General features: G+C 42.6%; 20 protein-coding genes and 2 pseudogenes. All 22 read right to left on the bottom strand.

Annotation, left to right across the window (positions count from 1 at the left end; genetic code table 11):
- Positions 1 to 901: 901 nt before the first annotated feature.
- Positions 902 to 1,258: pseudogene (locus MNQ98_RS16205) on the bottom strand (response regulator); the annotation flags it as partial.
- An 18-nt stretch (positions 1,259 to 1,276) separates the two neighbouring features.
- Positions 1,277 to 2,065 carry a hypothetical protein gene (locus tag MNQ98_RS16210; protein WP_241929185.1) on the bottom strand — a complete coding sequence of 263 codons (789 nt, stop codon included), beginning with the start codon at positions 2,063 to 2,065 and terminating at the stop codon, positions 1,277 to 1,279.
- Positions 2,062 to 2,631: a PilN domain-containing protein gene (locus tag MNQ98_RS16215; protein ID WP_208919681.1), complete on the bottom strand. Its 570-nt coding sequence runs from the start codon at positions 2,629 to 2,631 to the stop codon at positions 2,062 to 2,064. Before MNQ98_RS16215 ends, MNQ98_RS16210 begins: the two co-directional genes overlap by 4 nt.
- Positions 2,631 to 3,713, bottom strand: a complete 1,083-nt coding sequence (pilM, locus tag MNQ98_RS16220) for a type IV pilus biogenesis protein PilM (protein ID WP_241929186.1) — start codon at positions 3,711 to 3,713, stop codon at positions 2,631 to 2,633. The genes MNQ98_RS16215 and pilM overlap by 1 nt, the downstream gene beginning before the upstream one ends.
- Before the next feature lie 18 nt (positions 3,714 to 3,731).
- Complete coding sequence (locus MNQ98_RS16225; RefSeq protein WP_241929187.1) at positions 3,732 to 4,487, bottom strand: prepilin peptidase; 756 nt, start codon at positions 4,485 to 4,487, stop codon at positions 3,732 to 3,734.
- A 182-nt stretch (positions 4,488 to 4,669) separates the two neighbouring features.
- Entirely contained in the window at positions 4,670 to 5,170 is a 501-nt protein-coding gene (locus MNQ98_RS16230; RefSeq protein ID WP_241929188.1) for a prepilin-type N-terminal cleavage/methylation domain-containing protein, read from the bottom strand.
- Positions 5,171 to 5,224: 54 nt separating this feature from the next.
- Positions 5,225 to 6,433 carry a type II secretion system F family protein gene (locus MNQ98_RS16235; protein WP_241929189.1) on the bottom strand — a complete coding sequence of 403 codons (1,209 nt, stop codon included), beginning with the start codon at positions 6,431 to 6,433 and terminating at the stop codon, positions 5,225 to 5,227.
- Positions 6,433 to 7,473 (bottom strand): type IV pilus twitching motility protein PilT, encoded by a 1,041-nt coding sequence (locus tag MNQ98_RS16240; RefSeq protein WP_241929190.1) that lies wholly within the window; start codon positions 7,471 to 7,473, stop codon positions 6,433 to 6,435. The genes MNQ98_RS16235 and MNQ98_RS16240 overlap by 1 nt, the downstream gene beginning before the upstream one ends.
- 8 nt (positions 7,474 to 7,481) lie before the next feature.
- The gene (locus MNQ98_RS16245) at positions 7,482 to 9,143 is read right to left on the bottom strand and encodes a GspE/PulE family protein (protein ID WP_241929191.1); all 1,662 of its coding nucleotides are present in this window, start codon (positions 9,141 to 9,143) and stop codon (positions 7,482 to 7,484) included.
- A gap of 42 nt (positions 9,144 to 9,185) precedes the next feature.
- The gene (locus tag MNQ98_RS16250; protein WP_241929192.1) at positions 9,186 to 9,752 is read right to left on the bottom strand and encodes a PilW family protein; all 567 of its coding nucleotides are present in this window, start codon (positions 9,750 to 9,752) and stop codon (positions 9,186 to 9,188) included.
- 60 nt (positions 9,753 to 9,812) lie between these two features.
- Positions 9,813 to 10,271 carry a carbohydrate-binding protein gene (locus MNQ98_RS16255; RefSeq protein ID WP_241929193.1) on the bottom strand — a complete coding sequence of 153 codons (459 nt, stop codon included), beginning with the start codon at positions 10,269 to 10,271 and terminating at the stop codon, positions 9,813 to 9,815.
- Positions 10,272 to 10,292: 21 nt separating this feature from the next.
- Complete coding sequence (locus tag MNQ98_RS16260; protein WP_241929194.1) at positions 10,293 to 11,372, bottom strand: pilus assembly PilX N-terminal domain-containing protein; 1,080 nt, start codon at positions 11,370 to 11,372, stop codon at positions 10,293 to 10,295.
- Between the two features lie 540 nt (positions 11,373 to 11,912).
- On the bottom strand, positions 11,913 to 13,040 hold the full coding sequence (locus MNQ98_RS16265; protein ID WP_241929195.1) for an NAD(P)/FAD-dependent oxidoreductase: 1,128 nt from the start codon (positions 13,038 to 13,040) through the stop codon (positions 11,913 to 11,915).
- 895 nt (positions 13,041 to 13,935) lie between these two features.
- On the bottom strand, positions 13,936 to 14,988 hold the full coding sequence (locus MNQ98_RS16270) for an SDR family oxidoreductase (RefSeq protein ID WP_241929196.1): 1,053 nt from the start codon (positions 14,986 to 14,988) through the stop codon (positions 13,936 to 13,938).
- 222 nt (positions 14,989 to 15,210) lie between these two features.
- Positions 15,211 to 16,083 carry a LysR family transcriptional regulator gene (locus tag MNQ98_RS16275; RefSeq protein WP_241929197.1) on the bottom strand — a complete coding sequence of 291 codons (873 nt, stop codon included), beginning with the start codon at positions 16,081 to 16,083 and terminating at the stop codon, positions 15,211 to 15,213.
- Between the two features lie 230 nt (positions 16,084 to 16,313).
- Positions 16,314 to 16,484: pseudogene (locus MNQ98_RS16280) on the bottom strand (FAD-dependent oxidoreductase); the annotation flags it as partial.
- A 132-nt stretch (positions 16,485 to 16,616) separates the two neighbouring features.
- Positions 16,617 to 16,814, bottom strand: coding sequence for a hypothetical protein (locus MNQ98_RS16285; protein ID WP_241929198.1), 198 nt, complete (start codon positions 16,812 to 16,814; stop codon positions 16,617 to 16,619).
- Positions 16,815 to 16,911: 97 nt separating this feature from the next.
- The gene (locus MNQ98_RS16290; protein ID WP_241929199.1) at positions 16,912 to 18,066 is read right to left on the bottom strand and encodes an AI-2E family transporter; all 1,155 of its coding nucleotides are present in this window, start codon (positions 18,064 to 18,066) and stop codon (positions 16,912 to 16,914) included.
- Positions 18,067 to 18,399: 333 nt separating this feature from the next.
- Positions 18,400 to 19,377 (bottom strand): DUF4097 family beta strand repeat-containing protein, encoded by a 978-nt coding sequence (locus MNQ98_RS16295; RefSeq protein ID WP_241929200.1) that lies wholly within the window; start codon positions 19,375 to 19,377, stop codon positions 18,400 to 18,402.
- A gap of 387 nt (positions 19,378 to 19,764) precedes the next feature.
- On the bottom strand, positions 19,765 to 21,888 hold the full coding sequence (locus tag MNQ98_RS16300; RefSeq protein WP_241929201.1) for a serine hydrolase domain-containing protein: 2,124 nt from the start codon (positions 21,886 to 21,888) through the stop codon (positions 19,765 to 19,767).
- Positions 21,889 to 22,029: 141 nt separating this feature from the next.
- Positions 22,030 to 23,484 (bottom strand): alpha/beta hydrolase family protein, encoded by a 1,455-nt coding sequence (locus MNQ98_RS16305; protein ID WP_241929202.1) that lies wholly within the window; start codon positions 23,482 to 23,484, stop codon positions 22,030 to 22,032.
- A gap of 141 nt (positions 23,485 to 23,625) precedes the next feature.
- Positions 23,626 to 24,597: an alpha/beta hydrolase gene (locus MNQ98_RS16310; RefSeq protein WP_481856645.1), complete on the bottom strand. Its 972-nt coding sequence runs from the start codon at positions 24,595 to 24,597 to the stop codon at positions 23,626 to 23,628.
- Positions 24,598 to 24,608 lie beyond the last annotated feature (11 nt).

Raw genomic sequence — 24,608 nt, forward strand, 5'->3', positions numbered from 1 at the left:
CGATTCGAATCGACTTGTCAAATTCGTTGAAGACAACGAAATAATCCATTTCCTTATCATCGACCTGTTCTGAGAACTTGCACATGATACTGCTTGCGAAGTTCCTCATATTCTTACGTTTCAGTTCTGGCAGCAGGCTAGAGCTGCTTGCTTGATCAATTGTTGCCACATGATGTTCCTGTCCGACCTCAGAATCTAACATTTGCGGATTTCTTGCCATCTCAGCATCCTCCGTTTTATTGGAATTGGAAAAAATCATTTGTTCAAACCAGTCGGAAGGATTCGATGAACGGGAAGGTGATGCTTCTTGTTCCTCTGCTTCGCTCTCATCGATATGAATTGTTCCGGCCTGTTCTTTGATGTTTTCGTCTAAAGATGCTTCCTCTTCTGCGCTGGCTTGCTGCTCTTCTGTCGACTCGGAGTTAGACTCCTCGGGAATATGATCGTGTTCAGCATCCAGACGATGGATTGAAATCGCAGTATCAGCTGTCAAAGGATCCGTAATAATGCTTGTCTCATCTTCTGCGATTATCGAAGCTGCCGCTTCCGTATATGCAGCTGTTATGTCTTCCAATAGATCAGCGTTACTTCGTTCATGTTCCATAGTGGGTAACGTTGGAGCCGCATTTTTGATGCTTTTAAGTAATGAGCCGAACTCTTCTTCCGCTTCTTGAGATAGACTTGCATCCGACACGGAGTCTACTTGTTCCACCAAATCGGGCGTTTCCGAGACAAGTGCTTCCTTCACTTCTAAGCGAGGTTCTATTAGTGCTTCTATTAGTGCTTCTATTGATAATTCTAGTTCTGGTTCTGGAACTGAGGCTGCTATAGGCTCTACGACTGCTTCAGTTAGGCTATCCTGTTCACTGATCTGCTCTTTTTTATTGTTCTCGATCAGCGGCATGACTTCTAGAATGATTTCCTTCACTAACTCAGGTTCAAACGGCTTCATCACATAATTGTTCGCCCCTGCCTTTAATGCCTTGGAAATGAGATCCCGCTGACTCATCGCGGAGCAGATTAAAATGACAGACTGCGGGTCAATGGCCCTAATCTCCTTTAACGCCGTGATTCCATCCATCTCCGGCATAGTAATATCCATAATGATCAGATCGGGCCGCAACTCTCTGAACATGTCAACGGCAATGACACCGTTCTCTGCTTGACCCACAACCTCATACCCTGATTTCATTAATATATCCGTTAACATCAAACGTACAAATTTCGTATCATCAACGATAAGAATCCGAAGTGACATAGCAGTTCACCCTCTTTCTTAACTTCCTGGAGTATTGATTATCGGCTGGTTTACGTTGAATGGGTTTATTTTCCCGCTTGGTAATGGATAAGATGCTGGTGGCAGCTCCTCGACCACACCTTCCATTTGTGGAACGTAGAAGGTAGAAATTGAAAGACTATAGGTATCAGCCTCTTCCGTTAAATTTAGCGTATCGACCTTTATAACACGCTTTAAGTTCTCCAACCCTAGAATAAATTTCTCGAGATCTGCAAATGTTGGTGTTTTTACAGTCATCCCGAGTACCACTTTATAAATCTCAGGTTGAACGCTTGCGTTATTAGGCGAAGGTGATGCTTGGGCTTCTGTTTCCGTCGTTGCTTCTCCTTCTTCTGTCTCCTTGGAGTTCGATGCTGTTGATTCATTCGTTGAATTCTCCTTTGGACTTGAATTTACGGCCTCTAGACTCACCCCCGAAGCTTGAAATAGTTCTGTCATCGTTGTCTTGGAGTAACTAACACCGATATTTTGGACAGTATTCAAAGATGATTTCTCTAGCGCCCTAATGTCGAGCAATAATTGATCAACAAGTGCTTGAACTGGAACCTTCTGTTGTAATGCTACGGTATCCACTTTCACATTCTGTTGCTCTTCTATCTGCATCCGCAAGGTTTCAAACAATTTTTTATCCCGTGTAATTTGTTTGTCTAACGAGCTGACTTCTTTTTGTGTCGGGCTAACTTTATTCATGTAAAAGATCAACAACCCAGAAAGGACGATCAGACTTAACGCGGCTAAAACAAGCACTTTCATATGTTTCGCGTTCAATTTCCATCAGCTCCTTTCGCGCTCGGGAAAGCTTCTCTTTTCAATTGAACCGTATAATTTGCTTCATAGAGGGTGGATTCTGTCTCATTATCCTGTCTAGAGACAGAACTAATCTCAATATGCTTCACCCAATCCGAGACTGTTAGCTGATGGAGGTATTGTGCTGTCTCTTCCATACTGCTGAAAGTTGCTATCAGCGAAATGGTACCTGTATCTTGATAGGTATACGATTTAAAATAACCATTTTGCGGCAAAGCAGCCGTCATGTCATTCAGAATCTTTACAGTTTGAATGGGCAGTTTTATAAGCGTATTTACAATTTCTTGATACTGTCCTGTCATTGATTGGAGAGAAGCTGTTAGTAGTTGCGCCGTTGCTTTCTCAATCTGCTCCGCAATGATCTTGCTCTCCGACTGCTTCGCATCTTTTTCTTTCGATAACGATTGGTACTGATAGAATAGTATCCCCCCACCGATAAGCCCAATGGATAAAATAATAGATAAAGCTAGAATAAAAAAAATGCTACGCTGCTCTCGCTGTGGAAGTAAATTAATGTCACTTAGCATTAGACGCCCCCCTTTAAGGACAAACCAAGCGCCAAATAGTATTTGGGAGTAATTAATTCTTTGGATTGGGTATCGAATAATTCGTTGCGAAATAACAGCGGAACCTTCCCGAACGCCTGCTGCAGGTTTTGACCAATGCCTTCAAGATCCGGGTAATCCCCCGTAAGCAGAATGATTTCAATCTCGTCATCATGCTGCGTTAAAGTCCGATAAAAGTTGATTACACGCTGAATTTCGCCCATCATCACATTAATTTCATATTTCAAATAGTTCTCTTCACCGATCCATACTGGCACCGATGCCCCATGTCTATCTATTTTCCGTTCCCAGTTCTCTAATGAGAGATTCATTTTAAATTGGCGTAATAATAGCAGCTTATGTTGACTGAGCACACTAACCGTAACGGTCTGTAAATCGAATTGAACCGAAAGGGTTGTCGATCCGTCAGGGATTGCATGATCTGATTCCCCATAGACTTTATGGAACAACCGATATATTGCTAATGAAGATACATCCGCTATGGCTGGTTTCAGATTGACACTTTTCATGATTTGGGTATACTCCGTTACTACATCCTCGGGAGCTGCAAATAATAAAATTTCTTTTGTATCTTCTTTCTGACCGAGAAAGTCAATATCAAAGATCGGGTTATCAAACGGCAAATGAATATTCGTTCCCAATTCTAGATATAGATGCCCTTTGATCTCGTCGTCCTGAACATCTGTAGGTATTTCGATCTTACGAACGATTACAAGCGAATCGGGTACAAGAAATTGGACTTCACGATCCTTCAAATTCCACTTGCGAACACAATCTCTTAGGATCGTCCGAAAGCGATCAACATCCACAATTTTTCCATCTTGAATAACACCTGACGGCAAAAAGTGCTCGCCACAAGCAACAACGCCATAAAAATCTGGCTTTTTCGAATCGATATAACGAATGACATGATCTTTAATGACGAAGCTAACCATCTTCCTTTTTGGAATGCTTCTTTTGTTGCCTTTGATTGAGCCAGGCAGTCCATTCGCTGGACGTTCTTTACGTGTTTGATTTGCTTTATCCCGTCTGCTAGCAATCATATTTTCTCCTCCACTAGATCAAAAAAAGGACTGATAATACCAATTAATAAACGCATCTCCCCACAAATAAGCGGTCATGGTTCCCAGCGCAATCGCTGGACCAAAAGGCATCGGCTGACCTCTGTGAACCTTGCCGAGGATCATTCCAACAACCCCAATCAGCGTTCCGTAAAACGTAGAGAACAAGAAAGCGAGCAGAACACCCTTCCATCCCAACGCTAACCCCAAGACAGCAAACAACTTAATGTCTCCACCGCCCATGCCGTTCTTGCTGACGAGGGCAATCAATAATAACAATGTGAAGCCACTCGCCGCTCCCGCAAACATATCCCACCAAGGATGGAGCGGAACAAGAAATCGAAGAAGAATAAATAAAATGGCAAACACGATCAATATCTTATTTGGAATCAACATATAACGTAGATCTGTAATCGTAATAATAACGAGAAGTGAGGTTAGGCTCCATGCTACGAGTAATTCAAGCGACCACCCCATAACCCACGGGGCCATAGCAAAAAGCAAAGCAGTGCCGATTTCGGTGATAAGATATAAGGGTGAAATCTTCGTGCCACAGCTTCTGCAAGCGCCTTTTAACCACAAATATGAAAAAAAAGGGACAAGTTCACTTGGACCTAATGTGTGTTGACAATTCGTACAATGCGAGCGAGGCCGAATAATCGATTCGCCTTGCGGTACACGGAGACCCACCACATTGTAGAAGGACCCTAAAAATAAGCCAATAATTGCTGCATAACTATAGTAGATAATGGTCATGATTCTTTCCCCTTGATGAGAATAGCACTCCCCCGGAAGGGGGAGTGTTTTAGTTGTGGACGGATGAACGAGCGATACTGGCTTCTGGAACGTAGTCGTCTACATCGGTGCCGTCGTCGCTGTCGGCTGTGTGAATGCCCCACGTGGCAGTTATGAAGCTATTGGTAAATACCAAAAAATTGTTATTTAACTTCCTCACGTGCTACTTTATCTTCCTCTACATAAGATGTCCCTTTACCACCAACACCTCTTTTATCATTAAAAAGAGAAACCTTGTATGTCAATGATCCTGTTTTTGAAGCAGTTACCTCTACTGCTGATACTTTTGGATCCTTATCAGAAGGGTCAGCTACAGTACCCTCTCTCGTATATCCATCTTTCCCCTTATCTGGATCTTGCATTTTATCAATGTAGCCATTAGTTTCTAACCATAATAATGAAATAAATAGCTTACCATTTGGTTCTGGTCTTGCTTTACTGTCACCTGCCGCAGCAATTTTTGCTGAATGTATCATTTGAATCGCATTCGCCGCATGCGCATCCTTCTTACTATTGTCGATAATGCCCCCAATCGCCGGAATTGCAATTGCCGCAATAATCCCTAAGATTACGACAACCGCTAGTAACTCAATCAACGTTAACCCTTTCTCATTTTTTAATGCCTTCCTCATTGCATGAACCATTTGAATACCTCCCAATTTTCTAAAATTAATCTATTATAATGTTGCCACTATAACCTATTTGACGTGGTTGAAAATATCGAACATCGGCACCATGATCGATAGCACGATGAACCCTACCATCCCAGCAAGCAGGATGATCATGATTGGCTCGATTAGACCTTTCAAGGCATCTGCCGTTGCATCTACTTCCTTCTCATAGAAGTCAGATATCTTCTCCAGCATGAGGTCCAAGGAACCGGATTGTTCCCCAATCGCGATCATTTGCGTCACTAACGGTGGGAAAATCCAATGCTGTTTCATGGGGTCTGACAGTGATTTTCCTCCTTCAAGCGATTTCCTTGATTCTTTCAATACGCGATTCATTACTTCATTCATTACGACCTTTTCTACGATGACGAGAGCTTCAAGGATTGGAACGGAACTTTTAAATAAAGAACTCAAGGTTCTTGTCATCCGTGCGATGACCGATTTCTGCACTAATTTTCCGAAGATCGGAACCTTCAATATGGCATAGTCTAAATAATATTTACTGGATGGCTTTTGTAGGATTAGCATGATCCCGATCACGATGCCAGCGAGGATAAGTAACATAAGCCACCAGAATGCCTGCACCCACTCACTAATCCTCAAGACGGTCTTCGTGATCGCTGGCAGCTCAGCGTCAAATTGCATGAACATCGATGCAAAAGTCGGGACGATGTTCGTTAATAGGAAGATCACAACCGCAATCGCGATGATCGCAATCGCAATTGGATACGTTAAAGCAGATTTCACCTTTTGCCGGGTATAATGCTGTTTCTCAAAATAAACAGCTAGTCGATCCAACGTCTCATCCAAATTACCGGTGGCTTCCCCAGCTTGTACCAAGTTGATGAACATTGGAGGGAAAATTTTCTCATGATTCGCAGCAGCGACAGATAACGGTTTCCCCGAGCGCAGCTCTTCTTCGACATTCATCAATGCTTTACGAAGTGCCTTGCTTTCGGTTTGTTGAGCCAATATTTTCGTTGCCTCAGCGACCGATACCCCCGCTATGATCAAAGTTGAAAATTGCCGCAAATAGATTACAAAATCTTGGGTTTTAACAGGGTTACCAATCGAAATCTCTTGATTGAACACCGTGGTCTCCAGCTCAACAATGTCCGATACCGCAATCCCCTTCTCACGAAGAACCATGACGGCATCTTTGCGGGCGGCACTCGTTATTTTCCCTTTACGAACCTTGCCGGATCTGTCGCGCCCAATGTACTCAAATTGCGCCATTAACTCATCTCCCTAAAGTAAGGTGCTGCAACCTCTCTCGTAATAATTCTCTTTTCTATGAGTTCGTTCATCGACATTTCGAGTGTATGCATGCCGTAGGATTTGCCTGTCTGCATGAAGTTGAAGATTTGGTGCACTTTCTCATTTCGTATCAAATTCGCGATCGCATGGTTATTGATCAACAATTCTGTTGCAACATGTCTGCCACGATTATCCATCGTTGGAAATAAGCGCTGTGACAATATGCCAATTAAGACGGAGGCTAACTGAATCCGAATTTGCCCTTGCTGATTCGGTGGAAACACATCGAGTATACGATCAATTGTCGCGGGTGCATTCGGTGTATGCAGCGTCCCCAGCACCAAGTGACCCGTCTCAGCGGCCGTGATCGCAATGGAGATCGTCTCCAAATCCCGAAGCTCTCCGACGAGAATGACATCCGGGTCTTGACGAAGCGCAGCGCGCAATCCATTCGCAAAACTATGTGAGTCATAGCCGATTTCCCGTTGGTTTATGACCGAGTAACGGTTGTTGTGCAAATATTCAATCGGATCTTCTAACGTAATGATATGTTTTCGCATTTTTTGGTTCATATCATTGAGCAGGGAGGCTAATGTTGTAGACTTTCCACTCCCCGTTGGTCCAGTTATTAAAATCAATCCTTGCGCCTTCGTAGACAGTTGACGCAATACTTCCGGTACATGTAAGTTATCAAGCTCTGGAATTTCCGTCGGAATGAGTCGAAGTGCGATACCAACATTCGAACGTTGGTGATAGACGTTGACACGGAAGCGAGTTAAATCTCTAATCCCGAAAGAAAAGTCCAACTCCCTCTTCTCTTGAAAAACATCCCATTGCTCTTTTGTCATTAAACTTTTAGCCATCTTCACTGTATCTTCTGGAGTAAGCTTGTCCTCGCCATGTTGTTTCAGTTCACCATGAATTCTCACAATGGGAGGCACATCCACGGTTAAATGCAAGTCAGAGGCCTTACTCTCAAAGGCTATTCGTAATAATTGCTCCAATGAATCCAATGCCATCTCACCTCTCACTCACTAATCGCGACACGCAGCACTTCTTCCGTGGTTGTATAACCTTCTTTCACCTTCATCAACCCATCATCCAGGAGAAAAATGGTCCCTTTGTTCACTGCAATTTGTCTAATCTCTTCAATCGATCGATTATTCATAATCATCCTTCTGATTTCATCATCAATAACTAGAATTTCGTGGATGGCGATTCGTCCTTTATAACCTGTCATATTGCAGGCTCCACAACCTTTGCCACGAGCAATTGTATCCACCTGTAATCCGCGATTTTCAAAAATCTCTTGTTCACGATTCGTAGGCATATGGATTGTTTTGCATTCCTGGCATATACGTCTGACAAGCCGCTGGGCAACTACGCCAGACAGTGATGCGGCTACGAGAAAAGGCTCTATTCCCATATCAATTAAGCGTGTAATCGTGCTGATCGCATCATTAGTATGAATGGTACTTAATACAAGATGACCTGTAAGTGAAGCACGCACCGAAATTTCTGCAGTCTCTGTATCTCGAATCTCCCCTACCATTACGATGTTAGGGTCTTGACGCAAGATGGCTCGTAAACCTTTGGCAAATGTCATCCCTGTGTTTGCATTTACCTGTACTTGATTGACGCCCTCCAAGCGATACTCGACAGGATCTTCAACCGTAATAATATTCACATCGGGTGTGTTTAATTGGCTTAACGCTGAGTACAATGTCGACGACTTCCCTGATCCTGTCGGACCCGTAATGAGTACAATACCTGTTGGCTTATCAATCATTTGAACGAAGCGCTCATAATTGGTAGGGTGAAAATTCATCCGCTTCAAATCAATCGCTGAACTGCCAAGATCCAGAATCCGCATAACCACCTTCTCACCGTAAACCGTAGGAAGGGTAGAAATACGCAGATCCACCGCATTGCCATCCATGATGATTTTGATCCTTCCATCCTGCGGGACACGAAATTCGGTAATGTTCAGATTAGACATGATCTTGATGCGGGCTACAATCATACTTAACATGTTCTTAGGAAATTTCTGCTCCGTTCTCAATATCCCATCGACTCGATACCGAACCACAACCTCTGCTTCTCTGGGATCAATATGTATATCACTTGCCCGCTGCTGATAACCAACAAGAATCATTTGATTAACCAGCTTCACAACAGGTGAATTCTCGTCGGTAACGGTATCTTCTTCCTTGTCTTTGGATTTCAGACCCATCCCGAGCAAATCATCCATGTTATCCACTAAACTGTAATATTTATTGATGGATTTCTGGATATCTTCTTTGGTTGCGATAACGACTTCAATTTGGAATCCTGTCGATAATCGCAGATCGTCAATCGCGTAGAAATCCATTGGATCCGCCATGGCAACAAATAACTTATTATTTTCTTTTTTCAGCGGGATCAGCTTATTTCGTTCAGCCGTTTCTTTCGGCACGATGTTAAGCAGCTTCGTATCGATAGGATATTTAAACAGACTCACGTAGGGGATACCTAGTTGGAATTCCAGCACCTCGATTAACCTTTGCTCGCTAATAAAGCCTAATTGCAACAAGGTTTCTCCTATTTTCTGATTCGCCTTCTTTTCTCGAAGGGCAGTCTCTAATTGTTCATTCGTGATTAGTCCCGCCTCGATAAGCAAATCTCCAAGTCTTTTGTGAGGTTTATTCATCCTTTATCACCTACCTTCAAATTAATAGGGATGCCAATTAAATTAAGCGCTTTCTTTATAGGCCAGGGCAAAAAATGCTGAAGTCCCCACTGTTGTAATCGTTTTTTTGTTTAATTCTATGTTGAGCAGGGATACTTCGGAATTTACTTCGAACCTCTGCTGATTCTTGTTGCTTATGATTTTGTAGGCGAGAATGGAAGAGCTTGTCTTGCCAAATTCAACAGTATAAGTAATCGGATCCTTTAAGTTTTCGGTTACGATCTTACGTGTCACATGAGAAGCTGAAGCGGTATCATACACATGCTCTTCAATACTTCTCCCACTTCTCCCATTCGGATTAATGCAGATATAGTTGAAACCTGGCTCGAAGGTTGCTGGGCAAGCATTTAATAACTGGACTTCACTGGCAAAACGTATTTTCGAAGTTATCACATGCGAAGCAATCCGTACTTCGTCTTGAAGCTCACTTTTCTCATTGGCTCGTTGAAATGCATTTACACCGAACTTGTAGGCGGAAAAAGCTAAAGATGCGACAATCGTCAAAAGTACAATCGATGCTAATAATTCAACCAGGGTTAGTCCTTTCTGATTCAGCTTCCAGCTCTGCATTTTCGCCCCCATTCTGAACATGATCCGTTAACACTATCAAGAACAGCATGTTCGTTATTACTAAATATCTGTCCAATAAGAACCCTCAATGTCCGGCGCATTACTAATACTTGATGTGTGAGGTCTTAAACATTTGTAATTCTTACCCTTGTATCTAACCTGATCGTTCAACGTATAATCAACGGTGGCCGCCCACTGCGGTGGGGTTGCAATAAATAGATCCAAACTACTTCCCGAGGCCTCCGTTATTTGCTTATTCACCGTCTCGCCATGTATGGTGATCGGAGCACCAGCTCCAGAAACCTTATTAATCGTCAAATTTCCATCGGTTCCACTCGTTGCTTGTTCAATATCCTTACGGGTCAGATGCATCGATTCGCTCCGGTTCCCAAATTTCGTAATGGACTGAAAACCTTGCGAGAAGAGACTTAATGTAACCGTTGCCAAAATGGCGAGCAATACAAAAGAGATTAAGACTTCAATCAGCGTAAACCCCTTGTTTTGTCTTAATGCATTCAATCGATCCCCCCCTATACATGGCTAGTTACTCCATTTCACTTTCTTGAATTTTCGTGTTTCTGCAAAAAGGTTTGCGACAGCAGCGTCATAGTTGACTGTCGAAGCACCTGTTAAAGTCACATTTTTCGTGATCATAGCACCTGTAAGAAACAATGATCCATTGGTGGAAGTATAATCTGCATTAGGTGCATATAATAACACCCCATTCAAAGTAAAAGAACCATCTAATATAAGTGATTTTTCTACAAAAAGAATCACTTTATGTCCATTTGAGTTAATACTGAAAGAAGTATGAGTCTCCAATTTATTAGCATAAATTTGCACAATCCCATTTCCACTTCCTGTAATATTAATACTTTGTGATGGTGTAAATTCATTAAATGCAATATAAAGGTCTTTATTATTAGCTACGTTAATGTATTCAAATTGAGTACTACTCGATGAATAATCACCATAATTACCCGACTGACTAATTGTTGATCCTGTTATAGTTAGAGGAGGCCAACCATTTACATCTGGAAAATGAATTGCTGGTGGCATAGCTCCTGTATAGCTTTCTTCAAGTTTACCTCCCCCAAGAGATGCGATTTCACCTATAATTTTCTTTCCTGCGGTAACATCACCTTTTTCAAATACTGCTACTGCTCCTTGGCTTACTATATTTTCCGAGGCAAAAATCGCATGATTCATAGGGACAATGGGTGCATCGGGTTCTAAGGTCAATGTGGCTGGATTTGTAACGTTCCCTACTTTGGCTGTTGATTTAACGATGATGGTGTATGGATTGAGAGGAGCGCCTGTTGTAACTTCTGCGCGAAAAGTACCTTGCCCAAGATGAATATCTTGATCTAAATAGTCGCTATTAAGAGTGGATATAGCTGTTGTTGTTAATGTGGCTGGATTATAGTTCTCAATAATATACGACGCAATCGCATCTGCACCAGACTTCGCAATGTAGAACGCCTGCTCTTTTTTCTCCTGATGAACGGTTCGGGCAGCTTGGCTTACGCTAACTCCAAGAAGGGTCATTCCTAATATGGATAAAGCTGTTACTAAGATGAGTACCATCGGGAGAGCAAATCCCCGTTCGTTTTTAACCATCGTTCACCCTCATTCCAATATCAAATGCATACAATATTCTCCAATTTCTTCGCAATTGTAGCAGACAACCCCTAAATATGGAATATGTATATTTCCAATTTTTATGAAAAAATGTCGAAATAATAGGAACTTATCCCTACTTTCGAGAGAATTACCCCCTCCTGAAGCGTAACAATAGACCTATATACCGGGTAAATCGTCGTTTATGGTTACCCACAAGCCCTAGATAAAAAACCTTTTCTTGATATTTTTCGTCATCTCCAGCTATCAGCCTAGCCTGCTAAACACCAGTCACGCTACTATGTACCCAAATTCGCAAGATTCCGCTTTAAAAGCGGTTGCACCCGTATTGGTCTTGCTGCTACCTTTCGAATTCATATGCACTTCATTGCTAGATTGAGGGCTGATTTTCAAAAATGATATAAACAAAAAAGCAGAAGATCACTTCTGCTTTTTTTGGAATTTCTTTTTTATTTCCTGTTTATCCTTGAAATTCAAAAAGCTATGAGTAGCTGTTACTGATTCTTCCCATAGCTTTAATCAACTTTCATCCATAGCTTTTCGAATATTATAATCATTTAGATCGATATCCAGAGCCATTCCTAGTGCCATCTTTGCCAGCTGGCTTCCAATATAGGGGCCCATCGTCAGACCGGATGCACCAAGTCCGTTTGCCGTTACAAGACCATCCCAGCCAGGAATAGCGCCTATCACCGGAAGAAAACCGGGTGTAAACGGGCGAAAACCAACTCTTACCTCCTGAAAAGTGCTGTTTGCTAAATCAGGTGCCAATTCCAACCCTTTATTTAGGATTTCCTGTATTCCGCCTGCTGTTACCCTTGTATCGTAGCCTTCAATTTCATTTTCGTGAGTCGCCCCTATAACGATCTTCTGATTATCAAAAGAGAGTAGATATTGATCAGTAGGCGGCATGACCACAGGCCAAATCCCTGTGTCTTGTCTATCTGGAACTTGTAAATGCATGATTTGTGCTTTTTGAAAACTAACCTTAAAGTGAATGCCTAAAGGGCGCAGCAATTCATTTGCCCATGCACCTGCACAAACAACAACTACGTCAGACAAAAAGTTTTTTGCACCGACAGTTACTCCTGTTACACGGTTCGACTCATATTGAAGTCTGGCATCCCCACTTATAAGTACAGCCCCGTTTCTTTGTGCTGATCGGATCAACGCATCGCGCAGCGCACGACCGTCCACCCTTGCGGCACCGCTAATATGAACAGAATGATGATCTTCTGTTAACAAAGGAAAACGCTCATGAGTTTCTTTTTCATTAAGCTGGGTAATTTCACCGATTTCCGGTGCATCCACTTTTCGTAGTTGTGCCCGCTCCCCCATCTTTTTTATTTTCTCCAAATCATCATGAATACTAAGAGCACCAACTTGAGCATAGCCTGTTTCTGTTTCACCTTCGCTTTTGAGTTCTTTAATCAACCCAGGGTAAAAACGTGCGCCGGCCTTTGCCAGCTGGTACCAAGCCTGATTACGCCTTTGTGATAGCCAGGGGCAGATAATGCCAGCAGCGGCATCAGTAGCCTGTCCTTTATCTTTACGATCTACAATAAGGACATCCGCACCCATTTTTGCTAACTGGTATGCTGTCGATGCCCCAAGAATTCCTGATCCAATTACGATGACTTTCTTCATGATTACATTCCTTTCCTAAATCACTGTTTCCATTATAGCGAATACTTCATTAAAGTATAATGTTCACAATTTATTCCAATTGAAATCTGTTAGACATTCCTCAAATCGGCTATGATATAAGTTCTTGTCCTCAGCTTTGGACAAGACTTATATCATTAAAACAAAAAAAGCCGCCAATATGGCGACTTCTTATACATGTATGTTCTTGCCCTCCGACATGTCTTGACGAAACCTAATAAACTTAAGTCGTCTCTTCTCACTACCTTTGTTAAAAGTAGCAATCTCGTATTGATTTAGTCGTTTTTTATAATCTTCAGTTATAACTCAAGAACTTACCCGAGCCACCAGTTTCCAAAAGTAATCTTACTATTACTTCATCTCTAAGTGTCCATCCCATTTGAGATCCATCTCTATAAATTAGATATGGTAAATTAGCGTCAGTGATAATTTTGGGAATCCATTCATTACCCACTAACTTGAAGTATGAATTAGATTTTCTTCGATAAGAATAATAAATTGGTTCTTCCGTCCCTGCTATTTTGGAAGTCTCGGTTTGTAACTCCGCGTATTTTTCGCTTCAATAGAATTAACGTGAGTTGAATAGTCTGCATCTATTAAAGGGTTCTGAAAAATATAGAGTTTTAAATGAATCATAGCCATGTTGAATAAATTAATTGCACTCGTAAATTCTTGTCCCACGGCATGTATGTCTTCTTGTCTTTTTACATCTTCTGTTCAAAGTCCCTTTCTTGAGCCATAAATGTCTCTAATTGTCGCGTACTTACCTACACAGAACCGAATATTTAATTACATCGTCGAAGTGTATGTTCGTAAAATGACGAGAGAATCACTGGTATAAAATAGATGTCGATAAAGTCTCGACATCCTGAGAGGCTTAGGGAATAAGCCCCAGTTTTTTTAATTCATCCAACACGGTGAACAGTTCCACCTCGGTATTTATAACTTCATGAAAACCGAATTGCTTGATTTTGGTTGTATCGGAGATCACATCATATTCGCACCCGAACACAAAATCACCGAAAGGCCAGGCTGCGACTTTTTCATATGGGATGGAGAGCAAATCATATTTCTCAATCATGGCTGTCCAGATTTCTTTTTGCAACGGCATCAGCTTCGATAGCGAGATGGTTTGGACCGGACCTGCTTCCATATTGAAATACCGAGCTAATTTAGGCCAGAGATTCTCCCATCTGAAGAAATCCCCGTTTGTTATATTGAAGATTTCGAAAGCCGTATGTTCTTGGACAGCTGCCCATGCCGAAGCGCGCGCCAACAAGGAAGCGTCCGTAAGCTGAACTAATGCGCGGAAGGCGCCTTCCTTACCGGGGAAACGGAGTGGAAGCCCCAATTCTTTGGAAATGGAAGCATACACGCCAATAACCATGGCAATGCTCATTGGATTGCCAATCGAAACCCCGGCAACCAGGTCCGGACGCAGGATTGTCCAGGACCAGCTTTTTCCCACTTGATGGGTCCGCAAAAAGTCCTCCTGGTTGTAATAGAAATTAGGCGGCAAATGGCGCGGATCACTTTCCTTCGCCGGAGTTTTGAACTTGCCCAGATGCGCTCCGTACACCTTGGCTCCCTGCATCAGAACGACACGCTCCAGAGAGTTCGACGTTTCTTCAACGCCTCTAACGGCATTAGCCAGCATGTTTGTGTTTACTTCAATCTGTTCTTTGGAATGAGCGGGGAAATCCTGATAAGCGGCAAAGAAAATATGGGTAATTCCTTGGATATGGCCTAACGTTTCCTTAACCTGATCAGCGTCCAATAAATTCAGACTTACGTACCGTTCCGGGTGTTTATCCGGGATAGTTCGGGCTACGCCAATGGCTTCCCAGTCCACCAATGAACTTAGGTGATCCAAAATGTAGCTGCCAATAATTCCGGTAGCGCCCACGACTAAAGCCTTCTTTTTCAACATATGATTCGTTTCCTCCTTGCCCTAGTAACCAGATTTTTATTATATCGTGGCCTGGTCGTCCCCCAATGAATTCCTTCCGCGGCGGTTGGCTCTCAAGCAAATATGGGAAAAGACTCTCTCGGTGGTTTGGTTTGTTCTTTCGTAGCTATTATAATGTTGGTTAATTCATAAAACAAATTATAAAATAATAAGAAATCCATAAATATATTTATAGATTGAACTTCAGAGCTCCTCTTGCAGCAGCTTCATTATTTCATGAATGGGGGGCAGATGCTTTTGTTTCAGTTTATACGCAATAAAAAACTCATTGTTCACACTCAGCTCTTCAAAAATGACTTTTGCCTTTGCATCATCCAATGCCTGATCCAGAATGTATGTTGGAATGACGCCCAGCCCCACACCGCTCTCGACTGCTTGTAATATCAGTTGAACATTCGGAATAACATGCACAGGCTTAAGTAAGGGACGCTTCTTGAAATGCTCCCGCCAGATTCGTCTGATCATCGGCAGTTCCAGACCATAGCTTATAAAGTTCTGAGTGGAAAGCCACTTCTCCTTGACGCTCACGCTAACGTCTTCAGGAACTTTCACATGGGCAGGAGCGACAATGACAAAGGTTTCGTCCATTAGCTTAAGATACTCTATGCCGGGCACCGGAACCCTTTGTGAGGTAATGATCATATCGAGATTGTCAGCCTGTAAAAGCGCCAGCAGCTCATTAGCTTCGTTAAAATGAATGACGGTACGGCTGCTGCATCTGTGAAGGTGAGGAAGTAGCTTGGCGCTAAAAAACTCATAATGAGTTCCGATTCTGACAACGGCCGGTGTAGGCAAAGAAGAGGACTTCAGGTTCATCGCGGCTTCGTCCAGTGATTCGATTAACGGGGCCAGCTGCGAATACAGCTCCTTTCCCCGCTCGGTAGGGACTATTTTTCTGGAGGCTCTTGAGAATAAAGCTTCTCCTGCTTCCGCTTCTAGGGAAGCTAAATGCTGGCTCATAGCCGGTTGGGTCATCATACGTGTTTTGGCAGCTTCGGACACGGAGCCATGCTTATAAATCGCAATAAAGCTGCGGAACCATTCATAATCAGCCATTTTGGCCTCCTTTATCCATAAAAACTGTTGTAGTAAACAATTTTAGATTCTATCTCTTATTTTAAAAAACTTTTATAGTCATGAAGCTATCTTTAATTATGAATTATGCATGAATTTACTCAAAAAAACATTATATTCAAAATAGTACATTAGCCCTTTATCTATATGAAATGTAAATGCATGATTTGTGCTATTTGATAACTTACCTTAAAGTGAATGCCTAAAGGCTACAGCAGTTGATTTGCCCATGCACCTGCACAAGCAATGACTACGTCAGACGAGAAGCTTTTTGCACCGACAGTTACTCCTGTTACACGGTTTGACTGATATTGAAGTGTGGCATCTCCGTTTATCAGGACCGCTCCGCTCCTTTGTGCAGATCGGATCAACGCATCACGGAGCGGCCCCAAGAATTCCTGATCCAATTACGATGACTTTCTTCATGATTGCATCCCTTTCCTAAATCACTGTTTCCATTATAGCGAACATGGCATGAAAGTATAATATTAACATTTTATTCCAACCGATATCTGTTAGACAATCCTCAAATCGGCTATGAATACATGTTCTTGTTCCATTTCGGCAAAGGATATGGAGAAAACACCACCCGATTGTAGAAAAACCCTTGTAATCGTAACTTGTACATTTAGAAGCAGGGTTGCTGTGATGAGATCGAGACCTCGGAGTATGGAACTCAATTTATTCTTATTATGACTTTTGGTAATCACCATCACCAACCTTCTCCTGCATGGCACAATGAGTTAGTGGGTTTATGTTATGCAGAAAACTCCCGCCTTTCGGCTGATCGCCGATGGACAGGAGTTCTGTTTAAGTAAGGCTATCATTTTGCGGTGGATCATATAGTCCCGAAGTGTCTTTGAACCATTGGAAAATATGGGATGCGCAAACCTTAAGAACCGCATAGCCAGGAACGGCCAGCAGAATGCCAACCACACCGAATAGATTACCCGATGTCAGGATAACAAAAATAATCGTGATGGGGTGAATCTTCAGCGTTTTGCCCATGATCTGTGGCGAGATGAACTTACCCTCTATTAGCTGTACGATCGTCCAGACTGCCACCATCTTCAGCAGCATTACCGGAGATGTGACCAGAGCCACAATCAGCGCTGGCGTAATCGCAATCGCAGGCCCTAGATAAGGTACAACATTGGTAAACGATGCAATTATGGCTAGAATAAGCGCATAATCCAGACCAATGATCATGTAACCAATGTAGAGCAGAATACCAATACAAAAGCTGACGATAATCTGTCCACGGATAAACGAACTGATCTGGTGATTAATATCTTGAAGTATATGCAATATGCCGGAACGACTTTTAGTTGGCAGGAAAGACAAAATCTTCAGCGGCAGCTTCTTGCCGTCTTTCAGCATATAAAACAGAACGAACGGAACCGTCACAATCGACAACACGATCTCGGTAAAAGCACCCAGGAATCCGCCCACTCTGCTCCACGTGTGGTTCAGAATTTCCGTTGCTTTCTTGGTAACTGTGCTCCACCAATCTTGGGAGTTAATGCTCACAGCTTCCTGGAGCTGACTAAATAACTGACTACCCGTAAGTTCTTCAAATTGCAGTTTAACATTTTCACTATATGTCGGGAAGTTATCAATCAACCCCATAATCTGGTTGCGAAGCACCGGAATGACCGCAAGCACGACCACCGTCAGAATACCGGCAATAGCCAAATATAGGATCAGGATGGACCATCCGCGCTTGATTTTCCTATTTTCCATAATATCCACAAGGGGATTAAGCAGGTAATATAATATTCCGGATAGTATGATCGGCAATACGATCGTCTTAATCAGTACTACGAGCGGATGCAGAACAAATGAAATTTTGCTTAGCACCAATACGTTAAGTCCCGCCAGTAGCAGGATAAGCAAAAGAAGTACAAACTTGTTGTTCAGAAAAAATCGTTTGAACCGGTCCGGCCAAATGCGGGGTTGCTCCATATATGTCTCCCTCACTTATGTATCGTTTATTAAAATGTAAAATCACTTCAGGAGAAGAAATTCAACTGCGAATATTCAATAAATGTTCGCTAACTCATTCTTGTAACTATAATATTTAACATAGTCACATGTCCAGTTCACCAAGGATCAAGCTAGAAAAATGCATATAGTCCTTCTATCATCTTTCCCATTATACTGGCTGCTGCCGGTTCCCATTCATAGAATTTCTGTTTTGATATCGACTGATAACAAAACATTTCTGTCAGCGAGCAAAGAAGACACCCCCATCAAGGATGCCTTCTCGTCTATTTTTTAAACCCATCGTGATCTCATTTATTTCAGCGTGAAATCCCCAGAGCTTGTGCGAACCTTCAGCACCACGCCGCCACTGCCGAATGTTCCCTTCAACTGGTTCTTGTCTTTGTCGTTAGTCTCATAACGCATTCCGTCCCACTGCATATCCCCCTTGCCGGAGCTCCCTTCGAAATCAACTTTCAGCGAGGATGGCTCTTTAACCAGATCGACGGTCACACGACCGCTGCTGGATCGCAGTTCAGCATCATGTATGAGCTGGTCCGCATCCAGGCGTATGTTTCCGGAGCCCGTCTTTCCTTGTATGCCTGACTCTCCGTCTTTCAGTTCGACATCGCCGCTCCCGCTCTGAAAGTTTAACATCGAAGCCTTATAGCGTTCGGCCGATATATCGCCAGAGCCTGACTCCAGCGCGATTGATTCAGCATCGATCTCCTCGGCCTTGATATCGCCGCTGCCAGTGTGCACCGTTATCTCGTCAGCCCTCACCTGCTGTACTTTGACATCTCCGCTGCTTGCCTTGATTATGACCGAATCTCCCTGCATTTGTGCGATCTCGATATCGCCGCTCCCGCTTTCAATCCCGGCCGATGCCCATTGCTTCTCGGGTAGTTCCACCGTCAAATCGATATTCATGACCCGTACGCCCAAGTCAATTCCTTGCGGTACATCGACCCCCAGTACCAACGTATCCCCGTTAGGTTCAGCCTTCAATTTCACTTGTTCCGCAATCTGGGGGCTTACCTTTCCATGAAGACGAACCTTGATCTGGTCCGCATTCCCTTGAACGAAATGTATATCGCTGCTACCTGTACGAAGGTTCAAGTGACGGAAATCATTGGCGTCGAATGTTTGCTCTCCGTTAATTTCTTTGGTATCAAATGAAAATCCGAAGTTAATACCCGAAAAGGTTTTTATCGGGTTCATCGTAATGATCAGAAGCAGCACACCCACCGCAACGATCAATAAACCTTTTTTCTTCTGCATAGCGTTCTTCATTCCTTCCCTCTTCCCCTTTTCTCTCTCCGCTGCAAATTCCGAAGTCCTGTTCAGTATAGCACCCCTGAAAAACTCAATCATTGGGCCCGGGAATGAGATTGGAGCCCCGACTTAAGTCCAGTTTCGCTTAAGAGAGCCGAGTGCCCAGCATCTAACACGCACGACAACTGCACTGTCTAGGGTGACTCCCGAGTTTATCATTGACGGACTGCCCATAATCGATATGCCTCCCGGTTTTCTCATTCAGCCTGTTCTACGGGCATCGGATAATTCCGTGTTGTTTGAATATCGATAAAACAAAAAAAGCCGCGATTTTCGCGACTTCTTATGTGTTCATGTTCTTATTCTATTTCTTTCATAAATATAAATCTTCTAAGTAGTCCGTATTTACTTTTTCAATGAAATCTCAAATTCCGAGCCAACTTCACCTGCAAATACGATGCTACCGTTCTCCGGTAATACGACCTGATTCTTACCGCTAACCACGGTGTGGTTGATGCAAATACCCGCTTGATCATAGACAGCAAAGGCGCCATTTGAAGGCATTTTAACCGTCATGACCTTTCCTTTAGCACTCGCTGGAACTGAATACCATTTGGCATAGCCATCAGCGTCGATTGTAGTCGAAGAACCTTTACCGGAATAGAGAGGTTTGACAAGATCCTCACTCGCGTATACATTACCTACGGCTGTTAAATATTCGATCCCGTTCTTCGTAAAGAAATTGATTTCCATCGTGTCACGACCATCCATACCAGGGATTTGCAGCCCATTGACTGCTTTGTCTGCTGCAATAATCTTATTATTCAAGACATACCCTGGAACCTCTTTCAAGCTATGAAAAGGAATGATAGCTGAAGCATTGAGATAGATCGTTGATGTATACTTCTCACTCATGAGGTAATATTTTTTACCTTCGCGCTTTTCCCATGCGGCGGTAATATCCTGAGGTAATTTACTCATTTTAAGCTTCTCTGCACTATATTCCGAGAGAGCCAACTGTCCGAGCCCTGGCACGGATATGTATGAGCGAGACCACAAATAGGTGCGCCCATTTTTCTCTTCAACGAATTTCAACTTTTCAGTACCTTCATCGTTTACAAAAGTCCCATCAGCCGTATAGGTGTATGGTTTAGCAGGGCTATTTGGAGCTGTGAGCGTGGATACAAACATTTGTCCGGTAGTGTTCATTTCTACCTTCATTACCGAATTATTACCGCCATAAACACCTGCATACTGGGTTATTTCCTGCGGTATATCTGCTTTTACAGGGACACCAAACGATTTTTCCGGCTTCCGTTCTTGAATGATATCCTTTTCCTCAAGAGCGCTGAGCAACAGTTCACTCGCAATGAATTGATCGGTTGCGCTTGAACCCCCTGATGAGGTAACGGCTGCAGCCATGTTGTATTCCGGGAGCACAACTAATGATGAATGATACGATGTGGTATCTCCACCTTTCGTAACGGCCTTGATGCCGTATTCGTTGAATGGGAACAAGTTCACACTATCCCACCCTAATCCGTAAGAGATAGACGTATCGCTATCCGCTGACCACATGCCTCTTTTATATTCTTCTTGTGCCATCGCTTCTACCGACTTACTAGAAAGAATGCCATCGACCTGTCCCGTGAAGATTTGTGATAATTTGGCGAGATCTTCCGCTGTGGAGTAAATGCCTCCTGAAGCAATGATGTTATAGTTTTCTTTTGGAAGTTGTCCATCATACAGAGGCGAATAGATCCCGGCCATTTTCGCTGGATCCAGTAGATCCTGCGGGGTTTTGGTGTGCGTCATGTCCAGTGGCTCAGTAATATATTTGTGTATGAATGCAGTGAATCCCATGCCACTCACGCGCTCGACCAGAATCTCAGCTAACGTAAACCCATCATTACAATATACCGAGAACGCTCCTGGATCTGCCTTTAGTCTTTGCGTCGCTAATTGCTCTAAAAAAGTGTCATGTGAAAAAGTATCATGATCCCCGTACAATGTTGCATTTCTCCCCGAGGTACCGAGAAGACCGGAGGAATGATTCAGCAGCATACGTGGTGTAATCTGTTTGTATCGGTCGTCTTTCATCTTAAAATCAGGTATATACTTCACAACGGGCAAATCCAAATCTACCTTGCCATCATCTACAAGCTTCATAACAGCCGTTGTGAGTATCATTTTGCTGGTTGAACCTATCCCATAGATCGTATTTGAAGTAAGAGGGACTTTATCCATTAGATCGTTTTTTCCAGCCTGTCCGGATATCACAATCTCACCATCATCAATGAGCGCATATTGTAGACTTGTCGTGCCGTACTTTTCGGATAGTAACTTGGCTTTCTCAGCAGCGATTTTCTTCGTTACATCGAAAGTAAGATCACTGCTGTTCGTAGCTGTTGCGGCCATTGCAGACATTGGAGCTAACATGGTTAATACCAGGGTTAACGCGGCGATTGAAGTTCTTTTTTTAGCCAATTTCTTGCCCACTCTCATTTTCAAATCTTCTTGTGCTACCATTCGCATCTTCTCCTGTCCTTATTTGTTTATCGGGCTAGATTAATCTAGCCAATACAGATAGCTTATACGACGAAGATGTACTCCCAATGACGACAATATGAATGGAGTATGAACAGGCTAAGAAATGATAGACCTGATCGGTTAGAGGTCTCCCGGCTCTATAAATTTCACCTCTGGATACATGTCGTTCGGCCCTTGAATCAGATTTCCACCCGTTCCTTTCAGTTGCTTATTAAAGAAATCGAGTACATATTGATTTACGAGGCTTGATCCTCTTTTACCATTTATGTCTCCTGTTATCCCCGTCAGTTTAATCAACTCAGAATAGAATTGAAGGTCCGTGAAATTGAAGTGTTGGGTTCCTTCTACGTAAATCGTACTTCCCCCATGCTTGATAACATTTTTAATAATGTGCAGCTCATCTGAAAGTTGCTTATTTATTTCGTTATCCGAATTTTTATCCTTTTTAAAATCTACTAACCAGTCTTTAAAACTTCCCGATCTTATGAACATAAACGGTTTGTTTATAACATCTCTATTTTTCACTTCATATAGTGACCCATCCATATTAATCCCGGCCTTGATTCTATGATCTAAATAAGTTGTATTAAACGCCGTTGCACCCCCAAAAGAATGCCCCATCACGCCGATGTTATTTAAATCTATTTTCCCTTTAAATTGACTTTCGATTGCACCTGAATTTAGCTTTTCAACTTGATTGATTACAAACTCTACGTCTTTCGTCCATATATTTCCAACTTTTTTACGATCATCTATTGTTGTCATCTTTGTTTTATAGTCCGTTACACGGCCATCCGGAAAAATGGTAGCAAAGGTGCTATACGTATGATCGATTGTGACCACGATAAACCCATGACTGGCCAGATTCTCGGCCTGTGATGCATGTAGAACTTTACTGGATCCCATGCCATGAGATAGCAGGACCAAGGGATAAGGACTTGTAGAAGGTAATATTTCTACATTTTCATAAGAGTTGGTTCCACTATACTTCCAGTAATCGAACACAAAATCGGGAAGGCTTAAAGAATTAGAGTATGTCTGAATGTATTTTTTGAACATTTCTTTATCTTTTGGAAAAAGCGCTTCACGCTTGTTGTTATTCTTATTTTCAGTAGGATACCAAATTTGAACCATGAGCTCCCGCTTATCGCTTTGATCGTCAGTTAAAACTTCATCTCTGTTCTGATCTGTAAAATGAAATGTTTGAGTCCCCACTTTCTCTGGACCATCAGGCTTTGGCAAATGAAAGACAGGCAAGTATATAGATAAGCTGGTAGATACAACCAAGAGAATGATGATGATGGAAGACAAGCTATATTTCAACAGCTTCCCTATTTTTAGATTTACTATCTTTCTTGAATGTCTGAATAAAACGATGAGTATGAATAGAGCCGTTAGGATATAGACCACAAGCAACTGCCATCTGTATCCCTCAACAAACAATTGAATTGCGAATATAACGCTACTTCCTATACTCAGAATTACTCCTGTTTTCTGTGCACTTCTTTTAATAAACAATAAATCTAGAAGTAAAGCCAAACAGGATAGCACTAAAAGTATTTCAAACAATCTCATTTGTATCCCTCTCTTTCATCAATAGACCCTAATTCAAGCGTGAGCGGTTGAAACCTGGAAAATAAAGTATGCGTCAAGACACCGGACAATTGGACAAACTGTGGAAAACCGCCCCAAAGGACGGTTTTACATTCGATCTATTTATTTTGCTTCTTTCATAAAAGTTCTAACGTTCTCCGCGATTTCTTTGAATTTGGTGTGGTGCAAATAGTGAGAGCCTTCCATTAGGACGACTTTCCCATGCACCGAGTCCTTGATCTGCCCTTCATGCAGAGGGATCCATCCGGCTACACCTTGATTATCCGCTTGTACAAAGAGTAGAAGTGGAAGGTCTTTCGGGAATGTTAAGCCTTGAGCCCCTTTGAAATTAGAGGAGATATGGTCCATCTCATTCAACATCGTGGAACTATTCGAGTTTCTATTCGACAGCATTTTCATCTGCTTCACGGTGTGATCATCAAATGCGAGTCCAGCATAGGGGTCACCACCAAATTTGACCATCAATCTTTGGAGACCTGAATTTTTAAGAAATGCAAACATTTTTAATGGGAATTTAACATCCATACCCGGTTGGGTTGGAACACTGCTATCGATTCCGACAAATGCAGTCACCTCGTTAGGATACTTGTTCACATAATTAATACCGTAAATGCCCGTAATGGAGTGGCCCATGAGCATGTAGCGGTTAATGTTAAGCTGCTGTAGCGCTTCATGAACTTCACTTACGATATTCTCTGTGGTTCGATCTTTTTCCGTTCCATCACTTAATCCATAACCGAAAGGCTCAACTGCAACAACTTTGTAATATGGTGATAGTTCATCGATGAGCAGCTTAAAATCAAGCGCCGGTGCAGCTGTTCCATAACCAGGCAGAAGCACGATCGTTTCCTTGCCATCGCCTTGAATTAACACATTCATATTTTTTCCGTCCACAGACACGTGTTGACCGTACGGCACGGTTTTTGCTTGATCCGATTTTGTTGCAAATATATTCACGATAAATATAATGGCTAGAAAAAGCACGATGGCAGCGGCTATAGCTCCTAAGGTTTTGAGTAAAATGCGCAGCGGCTTACGCATCCTTTTTTTCGTTACCTCTTCTTTTGGTTTCATGTTCATCTTCT

Source organism: Paenibacillus sp. N3/727 (assembly GCF_022637315.1).
Lineage (GTDB): Bacteria > Bacillota > Bacilli > Paenibacillales > Paenibacillaceae > Paenibacillus_AQ > Paenibacillus_AQ uliginis.